At 70.0% G+C, this 16071-nt stretch carries 17 protein-coding genes; 12 read left to right on the top strand and 5 right to left on the bottom strand.

Features of this window, described 5'->3' with window-relative positions:
- Positions 1-870 carry a glycosyltransferase family 2 protein gene (locus G6N61_RS14860; protein ID WP_163919210.1) on the bottom strand — a complete coding sequence of 290 codons (870 nt, stop codon included), beginning with the start codon at positions 868-870 and terminating at the stop codon, positions 1-3.
- On the opposite strand from G6N61_RS14860, the gene G6N61_RS14855 reads away from it, so the two are divergent.
- The 10 genes from G6N61_RS14855 to G6N61_RS30865 all read left to right on the top strand — a co-directional run bounded on the left by G6N61_RS14855 (position 869) and on the right by G6N61_RS30865 (position 12824).
- Complete coding sequence (locus G6N61_RS14855) at positions 869-1906, top strand: NAD-dependent epimerase/dehydratase family protein (RefSeq protein ID WP_163919209.1); 1038 nt, start codon at positions 869-871, stop codon at positions 1904-1906. The genes G6N61_RS14860 and G6N61_RS14855 overlap by 2 nt on opposite strands.
- On the top strand, positions 1906-3564 hold the full coding sequence (locus tag G6N61_RS14850) for a carbamoyltransferase family protein (protein ID WP_163924836.1): 1659 nt from the start codon (positions 1906-1908) through the stop codon (positions 3562-3564). The genes G6N61_RS14855 and G6N61_RS14850 overlap by 1 nt, the downstream gene beginning before the upstream one ends.
- Positions 3561-5066 carry an HAD-IIIA family hydrolase gene (locus tag G6N61_RS14845; protein ID WP_198339343.1) on the top strand — a complete coding sequence of 502 codons (1506 nt, stop codon included), beginning with the start codon at positions 3561-3563 and terminating at the stop codon, positions 5064-5066. Before G6N61_RS14850 ends, G6N61_RS14845 begins: the two co-directional genes overlap by 4 nt.
- Positions 5067-5094: 28 nt before the next feature.
- Positions 5095-6114: a glycosyltransferase family 9 protein gene (locus G6N61_RS14840; RefSeq protein WP_163919208.1), complete on the top strand. Its 1020-nt coding sequence runs from the start codon at positions 5095-5097 to the stop codon at positions 6112-6114.
- A complete protein-coding gene (locus G6N61_RS14835) occupies positions 6111-6680 on the top strand; it encodes a D-sedoheptulose-7-phosphate isomerase (protein WP_163919207.1) in 570 nt (189 codons plus the stop codon). Before G6N61_RS14840 ends, G6N61_RS14835 begins: the two co-directional genes overlap by 4 nt.
- Positions 6677-8074: a D-glycero-beta-D-manno-heptose 1-phosphate adenylyltransferase gene (rfaE2, locus tag G6N61_RS14830; protein ID WP_163919206.1), complete on the top strand. Its 1398-nt coding sequence runs from the start codon at positions 6677-6679 to the stop codon at positions 8072-8074. Before G6N61_RS14835 ends, rfaE2 begins: the two co-directional genes overlap by 4 nt.
- A 1-nt stretch (position 8075) precedes the next feature.
- Positions 8076-8783: an SDR family oxidoreductase gene (locus G6N61_RS14825; RefSeq protein ID WP_163919205.1), complete on the top strand. Its 708-nt coding sequence runs from the start codon at positions 8076-8078 to the stop codon at positions 8781-8783.
- Positions 8774-9706 carry a glycosyltransferase family 9 protein gene (locus G6N61_RS14820; RefSeq protein ID WP_163919204.1) on the top strand — a complete coding sequence of 311 codons (933 nt, stop codon included), beginning with the start codon at positions 8774-8776 and terminating at the stop codon, positions 9704-9706. Before G6N61_RS14825 ends, G6N61_RS14820 begins: the two co-directional genes overlap by 10 nt.
- Positions 9703-11001 carry a UDP-glucose dehydrogenase family protein gene (locus tag G6N61_RS14815; RefSeq protein ID WP_163919203.1) on the top strand — a complete coding sequence of 433 codons (1299 nt, stop codon included), beginning with the start codon at positions 9703-9705 and terminating at the stop codon, positions 10999-11001. Before G6N61_RS14820 ends, G6N61_RS14815 begins: the two co-directional genes overlap by 4 nt.
- A 140-nt stretch (positions 11002-11141) precedes the next feature.
- Complete coding sequence (locus G6N61_RS30865; protein WP_235887551.1) at positions 11142-12824, top strand: HNH endonuclease signature motif containing protein; 1683 nt, start codon at positions 11142-11144, stop codon at positions 12822-12824.
- On the opposite strand, the gene G6N61_RS14805 is transcribed toward G6N61_RS30865, so the two are convergent.
- Positions 12821-13024 (bottom strand): hypothetical protein, encoded by a 204-nt coding sequence (locus G6N61_RS14805; RefSeq protein ID WP_163919202.1) that lies wholly within the window; start codon positions 13022-13024, stop codon positions 12821-12823. The genes G6N61_RS30865 and G6N61_RS14805 overlap by 4 nt on opposite strands.
- A gap of 109 nt (positions 13025-13133) precedes the next feature.
- On the opposite strand from G6N61_RS14805, the gene G6N61_RS14800 reads away from it, so the two are divergent.
- Positions 13134-13841, top strand: a complete 708-nt coding sequence (locus G6N61_RS14800; protein ID WP_163919201.1) for a phosphodiesterase — start codon at positions 13134-13136, stop codon at positions 13839-13841.
- 49 nt (positions 13842-13890) lie between these two features.
- Here the strand turns inward: G6N61_RS14800 and G6N61_RS14795 are convergent, their stop codons facing one another.
- Positions 13891-14430, bottom strand: coding sequence for a hemerythrin domain-containing protein (locus G6N61_RS14795; RefSeq protein WP_235887550.1), 540 nt, complete (start codon positions 14428-14430; stop codon positions 13891-13893).
- Between the two features lie 100 nt (positions 14431-14530).
- Positions 14531-15022 carry a DUF4383 domain-containing protein gene (locus G6N61_RS14790; RefSeq protein ID WP_163919199.1) on the bottom strand — a complete coding sequence of 164 codons (492 nt, stop codon included), beginning with the start codon at positions 15020-15022 and terminating at the stop codon, positions 14531-14533.
- Between the two features lie 135 nt (positions 15023-15157).
- On the opposite strand from G6N61_RS14790, the gene G6N61_RS31130 reads away from it, so the two are divergent.
- Positions 15158-15292, top strand: coding sequence for a hypothetical protein (locus G6N61_RS31130; protein WP_264077085.1), 135 nt, complete (start codon positions 15158-15160; stop codon positions 15290-15292).
- 13 nt (positions 15293-15305) lie between these two features.
- On the opposite strand, the gene phoU is transcribed toward G6N61_RS31130, so the two are convergent.
- The gene (gene phoU, locus G6N61_RS14785) at positions 15306-15986 is read right to left on the bottom strand and encodes a phosphate signaling complex protein PhoU (protein ID WP_163919198.1); all 681 of its coding nucleotides are present in this window, start codon (positions 15984-15986) and stop codon (positions 15306-15308) included.
- Positions 15987-16071: the final 85 nt, after the last annotated feature.

The following is a 16071-nucleotide window of genomic DNA, read 5'->3' as shown; positions in this document are numbered from 1 at the left end:
TTACGACCGGGCGAGCAGCTCCAGCGATTCCTCGACGTCGCGGGGCAGTCGGCGTCTCCCTCGCGCGACGCTCGGCAGCAGCCGCAACGCCTCGGCCATCGCGCGTGCGTGCGCCTGGTCGCGCGTGGCGGCCCTGACCAACCGGGTTGCCGCACGGACGCATTCGCGCGGTGGTCGGCGCAGCCAGGTGGTCAGCACGTCGTTGCGGAGGCTACGGGCGTCCTGCACCGCGTTCGGCGGACGGGCGGACGACGGCTGGTGGTAGGCCACCAGCTCCGGGCAGAAGCACAGGTCCCACCCCGCCGCGGCGAGGTCGATCGCCAGCAGTCCCTCCTCGCCGCGGAAGTGCAGGATGCTGCTGAATCCGCCGACGGCTTCGAAGGCTTCCTTGCGGGCGATCGACGAGCACGCCAGGAATCCGAGGATCGACGGGCCCGGCAGCGATGGATCGTGGCCCAGCGGGCTCGCCGCCAGCATCTCGGAGAGTGCGTCTGTCCGGCCGCTTGGCAGCACCACGGTGCGCGCGGCGAGCAGACCGACCGTGGGGTACTCGGCGAACAGCTCCTCGGCGCGCGCGGTCGCGTCGGGTTCCCACCAGGAGTCGTCGTCGCAGAAGGCGACGAACGGCGTCGTCGCCGCCGACACCCCGACGTTGCGGCCCACGGCACCGAGGTTGTCGGCGAGCGGGATGACCCGCAGCCGTCCCGGGCCGATCGATCCCGCCCGGTGCAGCGCGAGCACCGAGTCGTCACGGGATCCGTTGTCCACGACGATGACCGGGCAGTCGGTCTCGCGCAACAACCGTTCCACGACCGCGACCACCTCCGGGGACCGGTCACGGCTGGCTATGACGAACGAGGTGAGTGACATGACGGCAGCAGCTACCCACCGCGATCCGGGTCAAACTCGGGGGTCGCGTGTCCTGGTGACGGGCGGCAGCGGCTTCCTGGGCAGCAGGCTCTGCGAGCGCCTGTTCGAACTCGGCGCAGCCGAGGTGGTGTGCGTGGACGACCTGTCCACCAGCGCGCCGGACGCCCACACCCGGCTCGCGCACCGGGACGGCTACCACTTCGTCGAACACGACATCGCCGACCCCCTACCGGCGCCGTGGCGAAACGCGCCGTTCGACACGGTGTTTCACCTCGCCAGCCCGGCATCGCCGGTCGACTACCTGCGCATGCCGACGGCCACCCTGCGAACCGGCAGCCAGGGCACCACCGTGGCGCTCGACGTGGCACAACGGTGCGGCGCGCGGTTCGTGCTGGCGTCCACCAGTGAGGTCTACGGCGATCCGCTGGAACACCCGCAGCGCGAACAGTATTGGGGAAACGTCAACCCCATCGGACCGCGGAGCGTCTACGACGAGGCCAAGCGGTACGCCGAGGCGCTGACCTTCGCCTACCGGCGCGAGCGCGGCGTCTCGATTGGCGTGGCCCGGATCTTCAATACCTACGGACCACGGATGCGTGCCGACGACGGACGGGCAGTGCCGACGTTCTGCAGGCAGGCGCTCCTCGGTGAGCCGATCACCGTCGCGGGCGACGGATCGCAGACCCGGTCGCTGTGCTACGTCGACGACACGGTCGACGGGCTGATCGCGCTGTCCCACGGCGACTTTCCCGGTCCGGTGAACATCGGCAACCCCGAGGAGCTGACGGTCCTGCGGATCGCGGAGCTGATCCGCGACCTCGCAGGCAGCGACTCGCCGATCGAGTTCGTCCCGGCCGCCACCGACGATCCCAGGCAGCGCTGCCCGGACGTGACCGTCGCCCGCGACCGGCTCGGTTGGTCCTCGACGATCGACTACGCCCGGGGCCTCGCCGCCACGGTTGAGTGGTTCCGTTCCGCGCTGGAAGCCGCCCCCGCAGCCAACGCCAGGACCACCGTCGACACTGGGAGCCGATGATGAAGATATTGGGCATCAACGCCGTATTCCACGATCCTGCCGCGGCTCTGGTCGTCGACGGCAACGTCGTCGCCGCAGCGGAGGAGGAGCGGTTCAGTCGCCGCAAGCACGGCAAGACGGCCGTGCCGTTCTCGACGTGGGAACTCCCGACCAGTGCCGCACAGTGGTGCCTGGCCGAGGCGGGCCTCGAGCCCGCCGACCTCGATGCGGTCGGCTACTCGTATGACCCCTCGATCATGGAGGGTGAGTCCGACGACCTCGAGGGTCTCGACAACAAGTGGGAGTACCTCCGCACGCTGTACGCCCAACGCGCATCCGGCTTCCTGGCTACGGCGCTGCCAGGGCTCGACCCTGCGAACGTCCGGCACGTGCGCCATCACGTCACCCACGCCGCGTCGACGGCGCTAGCGTCGCCGCACCCGGATTCGGCGGTGCTCGTCGTCGATGGCCGCGGTGAGCGGACGTCGATGCTGGCCGGCGTGTACCGCGAGCACAAGCTGGACGTGCTCGCGTCGCAGTCGCTGCCGCACTCACTCGGACTGCTCTACGAGGACCTCACCGAGCACCTCGGCTTCAAGCGCTCCAGCGATGAGTACAAGGTGATGGCGATGGGCTCCTATGGCAGCCCGCGGTTCGCCGACTACCTGCGCGAGCGGGTATACGTCTGCGACGACGGCGGTTTCCGCACCGAGCGCATCGACTGGTCGGCGTTGGCCCCCAAGCGACGGGCGACGCCTCCGGAGGAGATGTCGGCCTTCGCCAGGCCCGACCCGGTGCACGCCGACCTGGCATGCAGCGTCCAGCTCGTCGTCGAGGAGGTGCTACTAGGCCTGGTGGCGTGGCTGCGCGAGCGCGTGGACACGCCGTATCTCAGCCTGGCAGGCGGGGTGGCGCTCAATTGCGTTGCCAACACCCGGATTCACGCCGAGGGCAGCTTCGACGAGGTGTGGGTGCAACCTGCCGCCGGTGACTCGGGCACCGCGCTGGGCGCGGCGCTGTCACTGGCCGCCGACTTCGGCGAGCCGATCTCGCCGATGCCCTCGGCGCTGCTGGGCCGCGAGTTCTCCGACGAGCAGATCGCCCGCACGCTGGACGAGGCCGCGGTGCCGTATGAACGCCCGGCGGACTTCGCGGCCGCCGTCGGCGACGCCCTCGCCGACGACCAGTTGATCGGATGGTTCCAGGGCCGTGCCGAATTCGGGCCGCGTGCCCTCGGCGCGCGGTCGCTGCTCGCCGACCCCCGGCACGTCGACAACCTCGAGCGTCTCAACATCGTCAAGGGCCGTGAGCAGTTCCGGCCGGTGGCCCCCATGGTGCTCGCCGACCGCGCGGCCGAGATCTTCTCCCGTGGTCCGTTGCCCAGCCCGTACATGCTGTTCGTCCACGACGTGTTGCCGCAGTGGCGTGACCGCATCCCCGCGGTGACGCACGTCGACGGCACCGCCAGGATCCAGACCGTCGAACCGTCCCAGGCTCCGCTGCACGGCGTCATCTCGCGCTTCGCCGAGCGCACGGGTGTCCCGGTGGTCGTCAACACCAGCTTCAACACCGCGGGCAGGCCGATCGTCGACAGCCCGCGCGACGCGCTGGAGTGCTTCGGCAGTTCGCCGATCGACGTGCTGGCGATCGGGCCGTTCCTGGTGAGGCGCGCCCGGTGATCGTGGACTGCACCGTCGTCATCCCGACCATCGGCCGGGAGTCGCTGCACCGCCTGATCGCCGCGCTCGACGAGTCGGCAGGCGGCGTGCATCCGCGGCCCGCCGAGGTGATCGTCGTCGACGACCGCCGTGACAGCTCTTCAGAACTCGAGGTCCGGTCGGATCGGTTGGCGGTCAACGTCTTGCGCAGTGGTGGCCGGGGTCCGGCTGCCGCACGCAACGTCGGGTGGCGCGCAGCGGCCACGAGGTGGATCGCGTTCCTCGACGACGACGTGCTGCCCGGCGCCGACTGGCTGGCGTGCCTCGCCGACGACCTGAACCGCGCCGAGAGCGTCCGTGCCGCGGGTTCCCAGGGTGGCTTGCTGGTGCCTGCCGCCGAGGGCCGGCGGGCGACTGACGACGAGCGGCGCACGCAGCGTCTGGCCACCGCCCAGTGGATCACCGCGGACATGGCCTACCGGCGCGACGTGCTGGTGGCGGTCGGCGGGTTCGATGAGCGTTTCCCGCGTGCCTACCGGGAGGACTCCGACATCGCTCTGCGGATCACGTCGGCGGGACACCGCATCGTGCGCGGTGACCGGCGGGTGACCCATCCGGTCGCGCCTGCGACGGCGATGAGCAGCGTCCGCGCACAGATCGGCAACCGCGACAACGCACTCATGCGGCGGAAGTTCGGCGGCGACTGGCGAACCCGCATCGGTGAGGGTCCCGGCAGGATGCCCGCGCACGTCGCGACGACCGCGGCCCTGGCCACCGGTGCGTTGGCCGCAGTCACGGGCAGGCGCACGACGGCGGGCGTCGCCGCGACCGCGTGGGCCGCGCTCACCACGCAGTTCGCGGTGCGGCGCTTCCTCGACGGACCGCCCACCGCCGGCGAAGCGGTCCGGCTCGCGTGGTCGTCGGTGCTCATCCCGCCGGTTGCGGTGTGGCACAGGCTGGTCGGGGAGTGGACGCACCGCTCCGCGGTACCCGAACCGGTGCTCGCCGTGCTGCTCGACCGCGACGACACCATCATCGAGGACGGCCCTTTCCTCAACGACCCCAATGGGGTTCGGCCGCTGCCGGGTGCGGTGCGCGCGCTGGACAAGCTGCGCGAGCGGGGCATCCTGCTCGGGATCGTGTCGAACCAGTCCGGTGTGGCGCGCGGACTGATCACGCCCGAGCAGCTGCTGGCCGTCAACGCCGAGGTCGACGCCGTGCTCGGGCCGTTCGACACCTGGCAGGTCTGCGTGCACGACGATCACCACCAGTGCGCGTGCCGCAAGCCGCGGCCGGGGATGGTCCTCGCCGCAGCCGAGACGCTCGGCGTGCCACCCGAGCGGTGCGTGATGATCGGCGACACCGGCGGTGACGTCAACGCGGCACTGGCCGCCAACGCGCGTGCGGTGCTGGTGCCGACCGACCGCACCCGGGTCGAGGAGATCCAGCACGCCAGGTCCCGCGCCCGCGTGGCGGCGACGCTGACGGATGCGGTGTCGATGGTGTTGCGGGAGTCGCGATGAGCGCTTGCGCGAAGAGCCGAGGACACCGATGAGTACCGCACTGGTGGCACGCCTGGACAGCGCGGGTGACGTGCTGATCACGGGGCCTGCGGTGCGCGCAGTCGCAACACACCACGACCGGGTGGTGATGCTGGTCGGCCCGCGGGGCCGTGCCGCGGCGGAACTGCTGCCACGGGTCGACGAGATCGTCGAATGGCAGGCCCCGTGGGTCGACTTCGACTCTCCGGAGTTGACGGCCGGCCACGTCGAGGCGCTGGTGAAGCAACTGCGCGACATCGCGCCGGACCGGGCGTTCGTCTTCACCTCGTTCCATCAGTCGCCGCTTCCGCTGGCCCTGCTGTGCCGGATGGCCGGGGTGGCTTGGACCGGCGCCATCTGCGAGGACTACCCGGGCACGCTGCTCGACCTGCGCCACCACGTTCCCGACGGCATACCCGAGGTGGAGCGAGCGCTGTCGCTCGCCCGCGCCGGGGGGTGCGACCTGCCGGGCGGCGACGACGGCGGGCTGCGGATCCGCGACCTCCCGGGCGTGCCCCGCGACGTGGCCGAGGTGATCGGCACGGACCGCTTCATCGCGTTCCACCCCGGCGCCGCGGTACCCGCCCGGATGCCCACGCCTGGCCGGAGTGCGGGGATGGTGCGGGCGCTGTGCGAGGCGGGCTACCGCGTCGTCGTCACCGGATCGGGCGAGGAACGCGACCTGACCGGCCTGGTCGCCGGCGACGCCGCGGTCGATCTCGGCGGTCGGGTGGACCTGCCCGGCCTCGCCGCGGTGTACGCCGCCGCGCGAGTCGTCGTGGCGCCCAACACCGGACCGGCGCACCTCGCCGCCGCCGTCGGGACGCCGGTGGTGTCGTTGTTCGCCCCCGTCGTCCCCGCATCGCAGTGGAGCCCGTACGGCGACGCCGTCACGTTGCTCGGCGACCAAAACTCGGCATGCCGGGCGACCCGCGCCCGAACGTGCCCCGTCCCAGGACATCCGTGCCTGGACGGCATCACTGATTCAAGGCTGGTGGCGGCCGTTCACCAGTGGGGAGGAGCACCATGATCGCGACCAACTTCGACGCGCTCATCGAGGCCGTCGACCGCACGAAGGTCGACATCGACCGCGTCACGTCGTGGGGACAACGGCTCGCCGACGTGCTGCTGTCGGGCGGTCGGCTGCTGGCGTGCGGCAACGGCGGGAGTGCCGCAGAGGCACAGCATCTCACCGCGGAACTGGTGGGCCGGTTCTGCGACGAACGCATCCCGCTCGCGGCGATTTCGCTGCACGCGGACACCTCTGCGCTGACCGCCATCGCCAACGACTACGGCGTGGAGGAGATCTTCGCCAGGGGCGTGCGGGCCCACGGCAGACCGGGCGACGTGCTGGTGACGTTGTCGACCAGCGGCGCGAGCCCCAACGTGCTCGCCGCGGTGAAGGCCGCCCACGACGTCGGCATGGCGACGTGGGCGCTGACGGGCAGGGCGCCCAACCCGCTGGCGGGCATCTCCCACGAGGCGATCTGCGTGGAGGCCGACAGGGGCGCGACGGTGCAGGAGGTGCACCTGCTGCTCGTGCACGCGCTGTGCACGGCCGTCGACGCGGCCGTCCTCGGACGGGGACTCGGATGAGCGCCGGGCCGCTGGTCATCGTCGGCGACGCGATGCTCGACGTCGACCTCGAAGGCTCCGCCACCAGACTCAGTCCCGAGGCACCCGTTCCCGTCGTCGACACCGAACGCGTGTGGCACCGGCCCGGCGGCGCGGGGCTGGCCGCGCTGCTGGCCGCCCGACACGAGGAGGACGTGGTCCTGATCGCCGGCATCGCGTCGGATCCGGACGGCCGCCGGTTGCGAGAGTTGTTGCACGACGGCGGGGTTCGCGTCGTCGGACTCCCGATGTCGGGGTCGACGGTCACCAAGACCAGGGTGCGGGCACGCGGTCAGTCGGTGCTGCGCATCGATCACGGTGACGCCTCGGTGACCCCGGGGCCCCTGGCCCGGGAGGTGACCGAGGCCATTGCCGGCGCGCGGGCCATCTGCGTCGCCGACTACGGCGCCGGATTGACGGCCCTGCCCGCGCTGCGCGATGCGCTGACCGCGGCCACGGCGACGGTGCCCGTCGTATGGGACCCGCATCCCCGCGGTCAGAAGCCGATCCCCGGCTGTGCGCTCGTCACGCCCAACGAGGCCGAGGCACGCCACTTCTCGGGCGACGAGCCATTCGACGCGCTGCGCGAACGGTGGGGCACGGCTGCGCTGTGCGTGACGGTCGGCGCTCGTGGCGCGCGACTGTTCGTTCGCGGCGGCGAGCGCAGCCACGTTGGGGTACCCAAGCTCGTTGCCGCGGCCAGCGCGGACGTCTGCGGAGCGGGGGACAGGTTCGCCGTCGCGGCCTCGGTCGCGCTCGGTGACGGTGCCACACCGGCGGAGGCAGTGCGAGCGGCGGTCGAGGCGGCCGCCAGGTTCGTCGCGGCCGGCGGCGCCAGCGCGGTGTCGGCACCGGCCGCGGTCGCCCGATTCGAGCCTGCTGCAACTGTTTCCGATGAATGGTCGGGTGCCGACGTCACGGACATCGTGGACCGGCTGCGGGCACAGGGCCGAACGGTGGTCGCCACCGGCGGGTGCTTCGATCTGCTGCACACCGGTCACGTGCGGCTGCTGCGGCAGGCCCGCGAACTGGGCGACGCGCTGATCGTCCTGATCAACTCCGACGACTCGGTGCGGCGCATCAAGGGTGACGACCGTCCCATCGTGTCGGCACCCGACCGGGCCCGCGTGCTGTCCGCACTCGGCTGTGTCGACGCCGTCGTCACCTTCGACGAGTCGACGCCCGAGGCGATGCTCGAACTGGTCCGGCCCGACGTCTGGGTCAAGGGCGGCGACTACGCCGTCGACGACCTGCCCGAGACCGAGGTGGTCCGGCGCCACGGTGGCGACGTGGTCATCGTGCCGACGGTCGCCGGCTACTCATCCTCACGTCTGATCGCCGCCGCACGGTCGGACCTCACCCGAAAGGACGCATGACATGGCAGACACCAACACCCACGGAGCACTCGGCAACGTCCTCGTCACCGGCGGTTCGTCCGGTCTGGGTGCGGCAACGGTGGAAGCCGTGCTGCGCCATGGAGGTACGCCGCTGGTCATCGACTTGAAACCGCCGAGTGCCGACGTCGACTACGTGACCGCCGATCTGGCCGACACCGATGCGGTCGACGCCGCGGTGACGCTGCTCGTCGAGCGCGCTGGTGGCGAACTGACGGGTGTGTTCACGGCTGCGGGCATCGACTCGTGCGGCAGCCTCGCCGACGTACCCGCCAAGGAGTGGGAGAAGGTCGTCGCGGTCAATCTGTTCGGTACCGCGGCCGTGATCCGGGCGGCGCTGCCGATGCTGAAGGCCAGCCACGGGCGCGTCGTCACGGTGGCGTCGACGTTGGGCATCAAGGCCGTCGGCGATGCAACGGCATACTGCGCCTCCAAGTTCGGCGTCGTCGGGTTCACGCGCGCGCTGGCCGCCGAACTCGCGGGCGAGGTGGGCGTGACGCTGCTGATTCCCGGCGGCATGCACACGCCGTTCTTCGACGGCCGCACCGAGCAGTACAAGCCGCCTGCGGACGCCAAGCTGAACCAGCCGGGGGACGTGGCCGAGACGGTCGTGTTCGCGTTGTCGCAGCCGGCGGGGTGCGAGGTGCGCGAGCTGGTGGTCTGCGCATCGACGGAATCGTCGTGGCCCTAACGGTCTACGTGCTGAGGGCGCTCGGGCTTGGCGACCTGCTGACGGCGGTACCCGCGCTACGGGGCCTGCGTAGGCACTTTCCCGACGCAGCGATCGTGCTCGCGGCGCCTGCGGCCTACCGCGATCTGGCGCTGCTGACCGACGCGGTCGACGAGGTGGTGCCCACGGCGGGGCTCGGCGACGTTCGGCCGCTGGATGAGCCGCCGATGCTGGGGGTCAACCTGCACGGCGCCGGGCCGCAGAGCATCGAGCACCTGCTCGGTGTGGCACCACTGGCGATGCTCACGCACCGCCATCCGGACCACCCCGAGGTACCGGGGCCGGACTGGTCGGAGGACGTGCACGAGGTCGACCGGTGGTGCGAGCTGCTCCGGTGGGCCGGAATGCCTTGCTCTGCTGATGATCTCGACATCGCGCGGCCGCAGCGGAAGTCGGTGCTTCGCGATGCCGTCGTCATTCACCCGGGTGCGGCGGCGCCGTCGCGCCGGTGGCCGCCGGACCGCTTCGCGGCGGTTGCCGCCGAGCTGGCAGGCGAGGGGTACGACGTCGTCGTCACCGGATCTCGGGCCGAACGCGAGCTGGCCCAGCAGGTGGCCGGCTCTGCCGGTCTGCCCGGATCATCCGTCTTGGCAGGGGAACTGGATCTCCTGGATCTGGTGACGCTGGTGGCCGACGCGCGGCTGCTGGTGTGTGGCGACACCGGGGTAGCGCACGTGGCCACCGCCACCGGCACGGAGTCGGTGCTGCTGTTCGGCCCGACCCCGCCGAGCCGGTGGGGGCCGCGGCGACTCGAGCGTCATCGGGTGCTGTGGGCCGGCGACGTCGGCGACCCGCATGCCGATCATCCCGATCCCGGGTTGTTGTCCCTGTCCACGGCGGAGGTCCTCGACACCGTCCGCACCGCTCTGAAGGAGTCCTCGTGACCGACGTCGGAATAGGAGTGGTGGGCGCCGGGTACGTGGGCCTGACCACCGCCGTGTGCCTGGCCGAGCGGGGATTCGACACGGTGTGCGTGGACGTCGATCTGCGCAAGCTCGATCGACTGACGCAGGGCTTCTCGGCCATCGGGGAGCCGGATCTCGAGGATGCGTTGCGTGCGGGTCTCGCGGCGGGCACGTTGCGCTTCACCGCCGACTACGCCGAGGTGTCGGATCGCGACGTGGTGTTCGTGTGCGTGCCGACGCCCAGCGACGCCGACGGGTCGGCCGATCTGCGGGCGGTCGATGCCGTGGTAGCCGAACTCGGTGAGGTGTTGCGCCCTGGCGCGGTCGTGGCGCTCAAGTCGACGGTTCCGGTGGGAACCACGACGTCGGTGGGACAACGGTTGCGGGACCGCGGCATTGGTGCCGTGTCGACGCCGGAGTTCCTGCGCGAGGGGCGCGCCGTGCACGACTTCCGTCATCCCGACCGGGTGGTGGTCGGGGCAACGGACGACGATCACGTCGAGCTGCTGCGGAAGGTGCTCGGATCGGATGCGCCGACGCTGGCGATGACCCCGGAGAGCGCGGAGCTGGCCAAGTACGCGAGCAACGCATTCCTGGCGGTGAAGCTGTCGTACGCGAATTCCGTTGCGGATCTGTGCGCGCGGGTGGGTGCCGATGTCGACGACGTGACGCGCAGCATGGGCGCCGACCCACGGATTGGAGCGGCGTTCCTGCGGCCGGGACCGGGGTGGGGTGGGTCGTGTCTGCCGAAGGACACCGCGGCGCTGGTGCACGTGGCGCGGAGGCACGGTGGGAAGCTGGCCGAGGTGGAGGCGTGCCGTGTCACGAACGAGGGGCAGGCCGCGCGCATCGCGGAGGCATTGGAACGCAACATGTCCCGGCCGCTGGACGGCGCGCGGGTGACGGCGCTGGGCGTGGCGTTCAAGGCGCATACGAGCGATACCCGCGACTCACCAGCGTTGGCGGTGTGCGAACACCTGACCGGGTTGGGGGCGAACGTCTATGCGTTCGACCCGCGGTTGGCGGCGATCGACCCGGCGGCCCTGCAGTCGGCTGGGGTGACCGCGGTCGACGATCCACACCGAGCAATGAAGGCGACGGACGCGATCGTGGTGCTGACCGAGTGGCCGGAGTTCGGCAGCCTCGACTGGGCGGCAGTGGCCGAGCAGGCGCCGGACGCGGTCGTGGTGGATACGCGCAATGTCGCCGACGCCGATGCCGTCCACCGGGCTGGTCTGAAGTACGTCGCGAACGGCAGGCCGGGCGGGTACTGAGGGGTGGCCTTTACACCCTGGGTGCGACGAAAACACCGCCGCCTAGACGGTTTATCCCCAGTGCTGTTTCCATTCACAGCCTGGTCAGCGCCAGTTTTTGATGCGGAGACTTGTCGTACCCGGGTAGTAGATTCGAAAGTATGTTCGATCGATTCGCCACCGCCTTCGACGCCTCCGGCACCGTCGGGGAATGGGCGCGAGTGGAGGCCGCGGCGACAGCGAGGCGGCTCGCCGCGATGGTCGTGCTATTGGATCGGGCCTACGCCGCGGACGGCTCTGCTGATCGGGAGCAGTGGTATTTGGACAACTGGGGAGCGGTCGCCGCGGAGATCGGGGCCGAGCAGAACATCACCCAAGGCGCAGCGTCGCATCAGCTGTTGATCGCCACCGCGCTGCGGGACCGGCTGCCGGAGGTGGCGGCGTTGTTCGCCGACGGTCTGGTGTCCTACCGCGTCGTGTCGGCGATCACCGCCCGCACCGCTTTGGTCCGAGACCGCGACGCCCAACGCGCGGTAGACCGCGCATTCGCCGAGGTGCTCACGGACTGGGCGCCGATGTCAGAGGACAAGCTCAACAACGCCATCGATGCGATCGTCGCCGAGCACGACCCCCACGGCGTGTACCGCACCAAGCTCACGGCCAAGGGCCGCAACATCCAGTTCGACTACGACGGCTCCGGCATGGCCACCATGTTCGGCACGCTGTTAGCCACCCACGGCAAGGCACTTGAGAAGCGCTTGAATGTTCTGGCCCACACCGTGTGCCCGGGCGACCCGCGGACGGTCGAGCAGCGCCGTGCCGATGCCGTCCACTCCATCACCCATGCACTCGATTACCTACCCTGCCTGTGCGGTAGCGACGACTGCCCAGGACCCAAGACGCCTCCCACCGGCAACGCCGTTGTGTACGTGGTGGTCAACGAGGACACCCTCGACGACACCAGTGACGCGGCCGCTGCTCAGGATGCAGCGCTCGACGGCGACCCCGAGCGGCTGTTCGACAAGCCCCTGTCCGAGATCACGACGTGGGATGAGCTGGGCGGCAACACCGGTGCGGACGGCAGCGATGACTCCCACGCGGATGCCGAAGGTGAACTTGCAGACGCGGCGCCGGACGACGAGAGTCCGATAGCCGAACCGGATGCGAACCACGTTGCAGCGGATGACACGTGCGGCTCGGGTGGACCAGCCGCTCATGCCAATCACGAATCCCCCGCCACCCGCCCCGGCGCCATAATCGGCGGCCCGTTCCTCCCCGGCGCCCTGGCACGCCGCTTCGCGCTCACCGCGAAAGTGCGCAAGGTCTGCCACCCCGGCGACGCACCACCCGAACCCCGCTACACCCCATCGCGCCGGCTGGCCGAGTTCGTCCGCTGCCGAGACCTCACCTGCCGCTTCCCGGGCTGCTCGCAACCGGCCACCGAGGCAGACATCGACCACACCATCGCCTGGCCGATCGGACCCACCTGCGCGTCGAACCTCAAATGCCTATGCCGTCGACACCACTTGCTCAAAACCTTCTGGGGCGGGCCCAACGGCTGGGGCGATCGACAACTCCCAGACGGGACCATCATCTGGACCTCACCGCACGGCCGAACCTACGTCACCGAGCCGGGCAGTAAGCTGCTCTTCCCCAGCCTCTACACGCCCACCGCACCAGTCACCGTCACCGCCGAACAAGCCGAACGGGCACGGGCGCAACACAACCCTGGCCTCCTCATGCCCCGCCGCCAACGCACCCGCGCCCAGGACCGCGCCCAACGCGTCACCGCTGATCGCCGCCTCAACGAAGCCGAGGCGCAGGCCGGAGCGCCCGGGTACTAGGCGCTCAGGTCGTGCGCATCGTCGATCGCGGGCTTCCACGGGCCGTACGTGACGGTCCGCATCAACAGCTGGCCCTCGCCGAGCATGTCGAGCGTGCGCTCGGCTTCGGCGCGGTCCTCGGTGGTCATGAGGACGGTCTTGCTGTGCGGAGTCTGGATCGCGTACTCGACGACCTTCGACGCCGCATTGCCGGCAGGCATGGCAGCCTCCCTTCTCGCGCGCCCCAACAGGGCGTTCATGCTGCGCGTATAGCCCCTGAACGCCCAGTTCAATCCGTTTGAGCACGCCGCAATCGGCTATGGGAAATGAATGAAACCAGCAGACGTGATCGCACTGCCCTTCCAGTGGGGCTCCGAACTGCGGCACCGCAAGCTCTTCCATCCGCGCGGGGTGCTGATGTCCGGTCGACTGGAACGCACCGCCCCCGAAGGCGAGGGCCTGCCCCTCGTCTCCGGGCCCATTCTGGGCCGGGTGTCGAAGGCCCTGGGCGCACCAGGCCGCCTCCCCGACATCGGCGGGCTCGCGTGGCGCATGGAGACGCCGGAAGGCTCGGGCAAGTGGGACGTCCTCCTGGCATCGGTCATGCACGGGCCACTGAGCCGTGCCGTGCTGCGCCCGATCCTCGGATGGACGGGCTCGGAGTTCTCGACGCTCATGCCGCTGGCTCACGACGACGAATTGTGGTGGCTGCGGGCACGCATCACATCGACCATCGACGGCGGCGGACTGGCTCTCACCGACATCGCCCGCCGCGCATCCGGCGAGGGCCTCGACGTCACGGTCGAGCAGGCACTTAAGTTGAACGAGTTTCAGCCCTTGGCGCGCCTGCACTTCGACGGCGTCGTCTCCGGCGAAGACATCTCGTTCGACCCGGTCGTCAACGAACCCGAGCACGTCCGGCTGACGCCGCAGTGGTTGACCGACTTCCGCCGCGCCGCCTACCGGCGTAGCCGAGAGGGCCGTGACGCACCGAACCGGCCCACACCCGAAGAGGCCGCCGAGGCCAAGGACTCCTGACGCGAACCGGCCCCCGCGCAAACACGGGGGCCGATCGCACCAGCAGTGATCAAGCAGCGCCCCGCAAGGCGTCGCGGGCGCGGTCCAACATCGACGCGAACGGCCCGACGGCGAAGTTCGCGAACCCCGACTCGACTCCGGGGTGCGGATGCGTCGGCGCAATGCGCTCGGCGGCCTGCACCGCGGACGCCAACTTGCGGCGTTCCTCGTCGTCGAGTTCGGTTTCCAGCAGCGTGAACTCCTCGGCCTCCTCGGGCTCGGCATGCGCGAGGACCGCGGCCTGCAGGTGAATCAACTCCTTGCTGAACTCGGCAGTGCCGCAGGGGATGTTCTCCAGGCGCGCCAGCGCCTCCTTCGAATCGTGCTCCTCGGCCAGCCGAGCATCGGCCACCGCGGCGCCGCCGTCGACCTTCCGGCGCACACGCGGGTGCACCATCATCTCCTCGGCCGTCTCGTGCACCGCCAACAGCGTGCGCAGCCGGTCGAATGCCTGCTGCTGTTCGGTGGTACTGGCATCGAGTGTCTCGATGAACAGCGCCCTGATGGCCTCGTGCTGTTGCTTCAAGTAGCTGACGACGTCTTCTGACACGGTGAGTTGCCTCCGCAAGTGAATCGAATTGGGCTGACGGCGCGTGGGCTGTGCGCCGGTCCCATTTCGTCTACCCGACGGCAAAAGGCGAGAAACACCGTCAGGCGTTGCGTCCCAGCGCATTCGGTGAGCTGGTGGCCGTGAGCGACCGCTTGCCCAGGAGCACTCCGAGCGCGATCATCCCGATCGCGAGAACCAGGTGCAGCCAGTTGTCTGCCTGGTTGAGCGGGACGAAGTTCGCGGCACTCTCGTGGTCGATCACCAGGCCGTAGACGAACAGCAGGGCGTAGACGATGCCGCCGCCGATCAGGTAGTTGCGCGCCAAGGGGGCGGTGCGCGCCATCAACACGCCTGCGACGCCGAACAGCAGGTGCACCACGTTGTGCAGGATCGACACGTTGAAGATTCCGAGAAGCATGGCGCCGGAATGATGGCCTGCACCCATGAGCTGGTCATAGTTGGTGGTCACGCCGGGGATGAATCCGGCAATGCCGACGAGCAGGAAGACGGCGCCGACGACGAGTGCGGCCATCTGTACGGGGGTGCGGCTGCGGGTCGCCCTGGCCGTTCCACCGGTATTTGCTGTGGTCATGTTCAGTCCTTAGGTTGAGGGAGCCTCGGCGATACCCCGGGTACCGGTGCGCAAACGGGGTTTGTCGCGTGCGGCATGGGGTAGCTGAAGCTCATGATCAACCGGCTTTGGACTCCTCGAGCATCCCGTCGCGCCGTGGCAGCGGGAGTGTTCGCACTCGGCGTCGTCGTGCTGCCCGTCGTCACCGCATGCGGGACCACGCAGGACGCGCCGACCTACACGGATACGTCCGAGACGTCGACGAGCGAGAGTGCCCCGACGACGACCTAGACGACCACCTGGTTCACCGGCGGATGACGTGTGCCCGTGGTTCGTCGGTGCGCAGGGGGGCGCGACCGGTGGAGCGGAAGACGATCCTGCGCGCGATCTCGACGGCATGGTCGGCGAATCGCTCGTAGAACCTGCCGAGCAGGACCACGTCGACCGCGGATGCGGTGCCGTGGTCCCAGCGCAGATCGGTGAGCAAACCGAAGAGCCCCCGGTTGAGGTCGTCCATGGCCTCGTCGTCGTGCTGAACGCGTTCGGCGTGGTCCACGTCCCCCGTGAGCACGGCCGACTGCACGTCGCGGGCGAGGTCGACCGCCACCCGGCCCATCTGAACGAAGTGGTCCGCGGCGATCTCGGGTACGGCGACGTCGGGATGATGCCGGCGGGCGATCTTCGCCACGTTGGCCGCAAGGCCACCCATCCGGTCGGCGTCCGCGGCGATTTGAATCGCCGACACCACCATGCGCAGGTCTCGGGCGACGGGTGCCTGTAGTGCCAGCATGGCCATCGCGCGGTCACGGGCGCGTGCGTCGATGGCATCGAGGCGCGCGAGTTCCGCGGGCACCCGGTCCAGGCACGGCCCGTCGGCGCGGACGAGTGCCACGGTGGCGCATTCCATCAACGACGCCGCTATCCCACACATCTCGCCGAGTTCGCTCGACAGGCGGTCGAGTTCGGCATGGAATTCGGTACGCACAGTTCCTCCCCTGCTCGAAGAGCGCCGGTACCCGCTATGGGGCGGTGTCAAACACGAAGTGCACCCGACCTGCTCCGGGGGTCAC

This window comes from Mycolicibacterium arabiense, from assembly GCF_010731815.2.
Classification (GTDB): Bacteria; Actinomycetota; Actinomycetes; order Mycobacteriales; family Mycobacteriaceae; genus Mycobacterium; species Mycobacterium arabiense.
The sequence above is the reverse complement of the archived record's forward strand: the minus strand, read 5'-3'. Positions and strand labels throughout refer to the sequence as shown.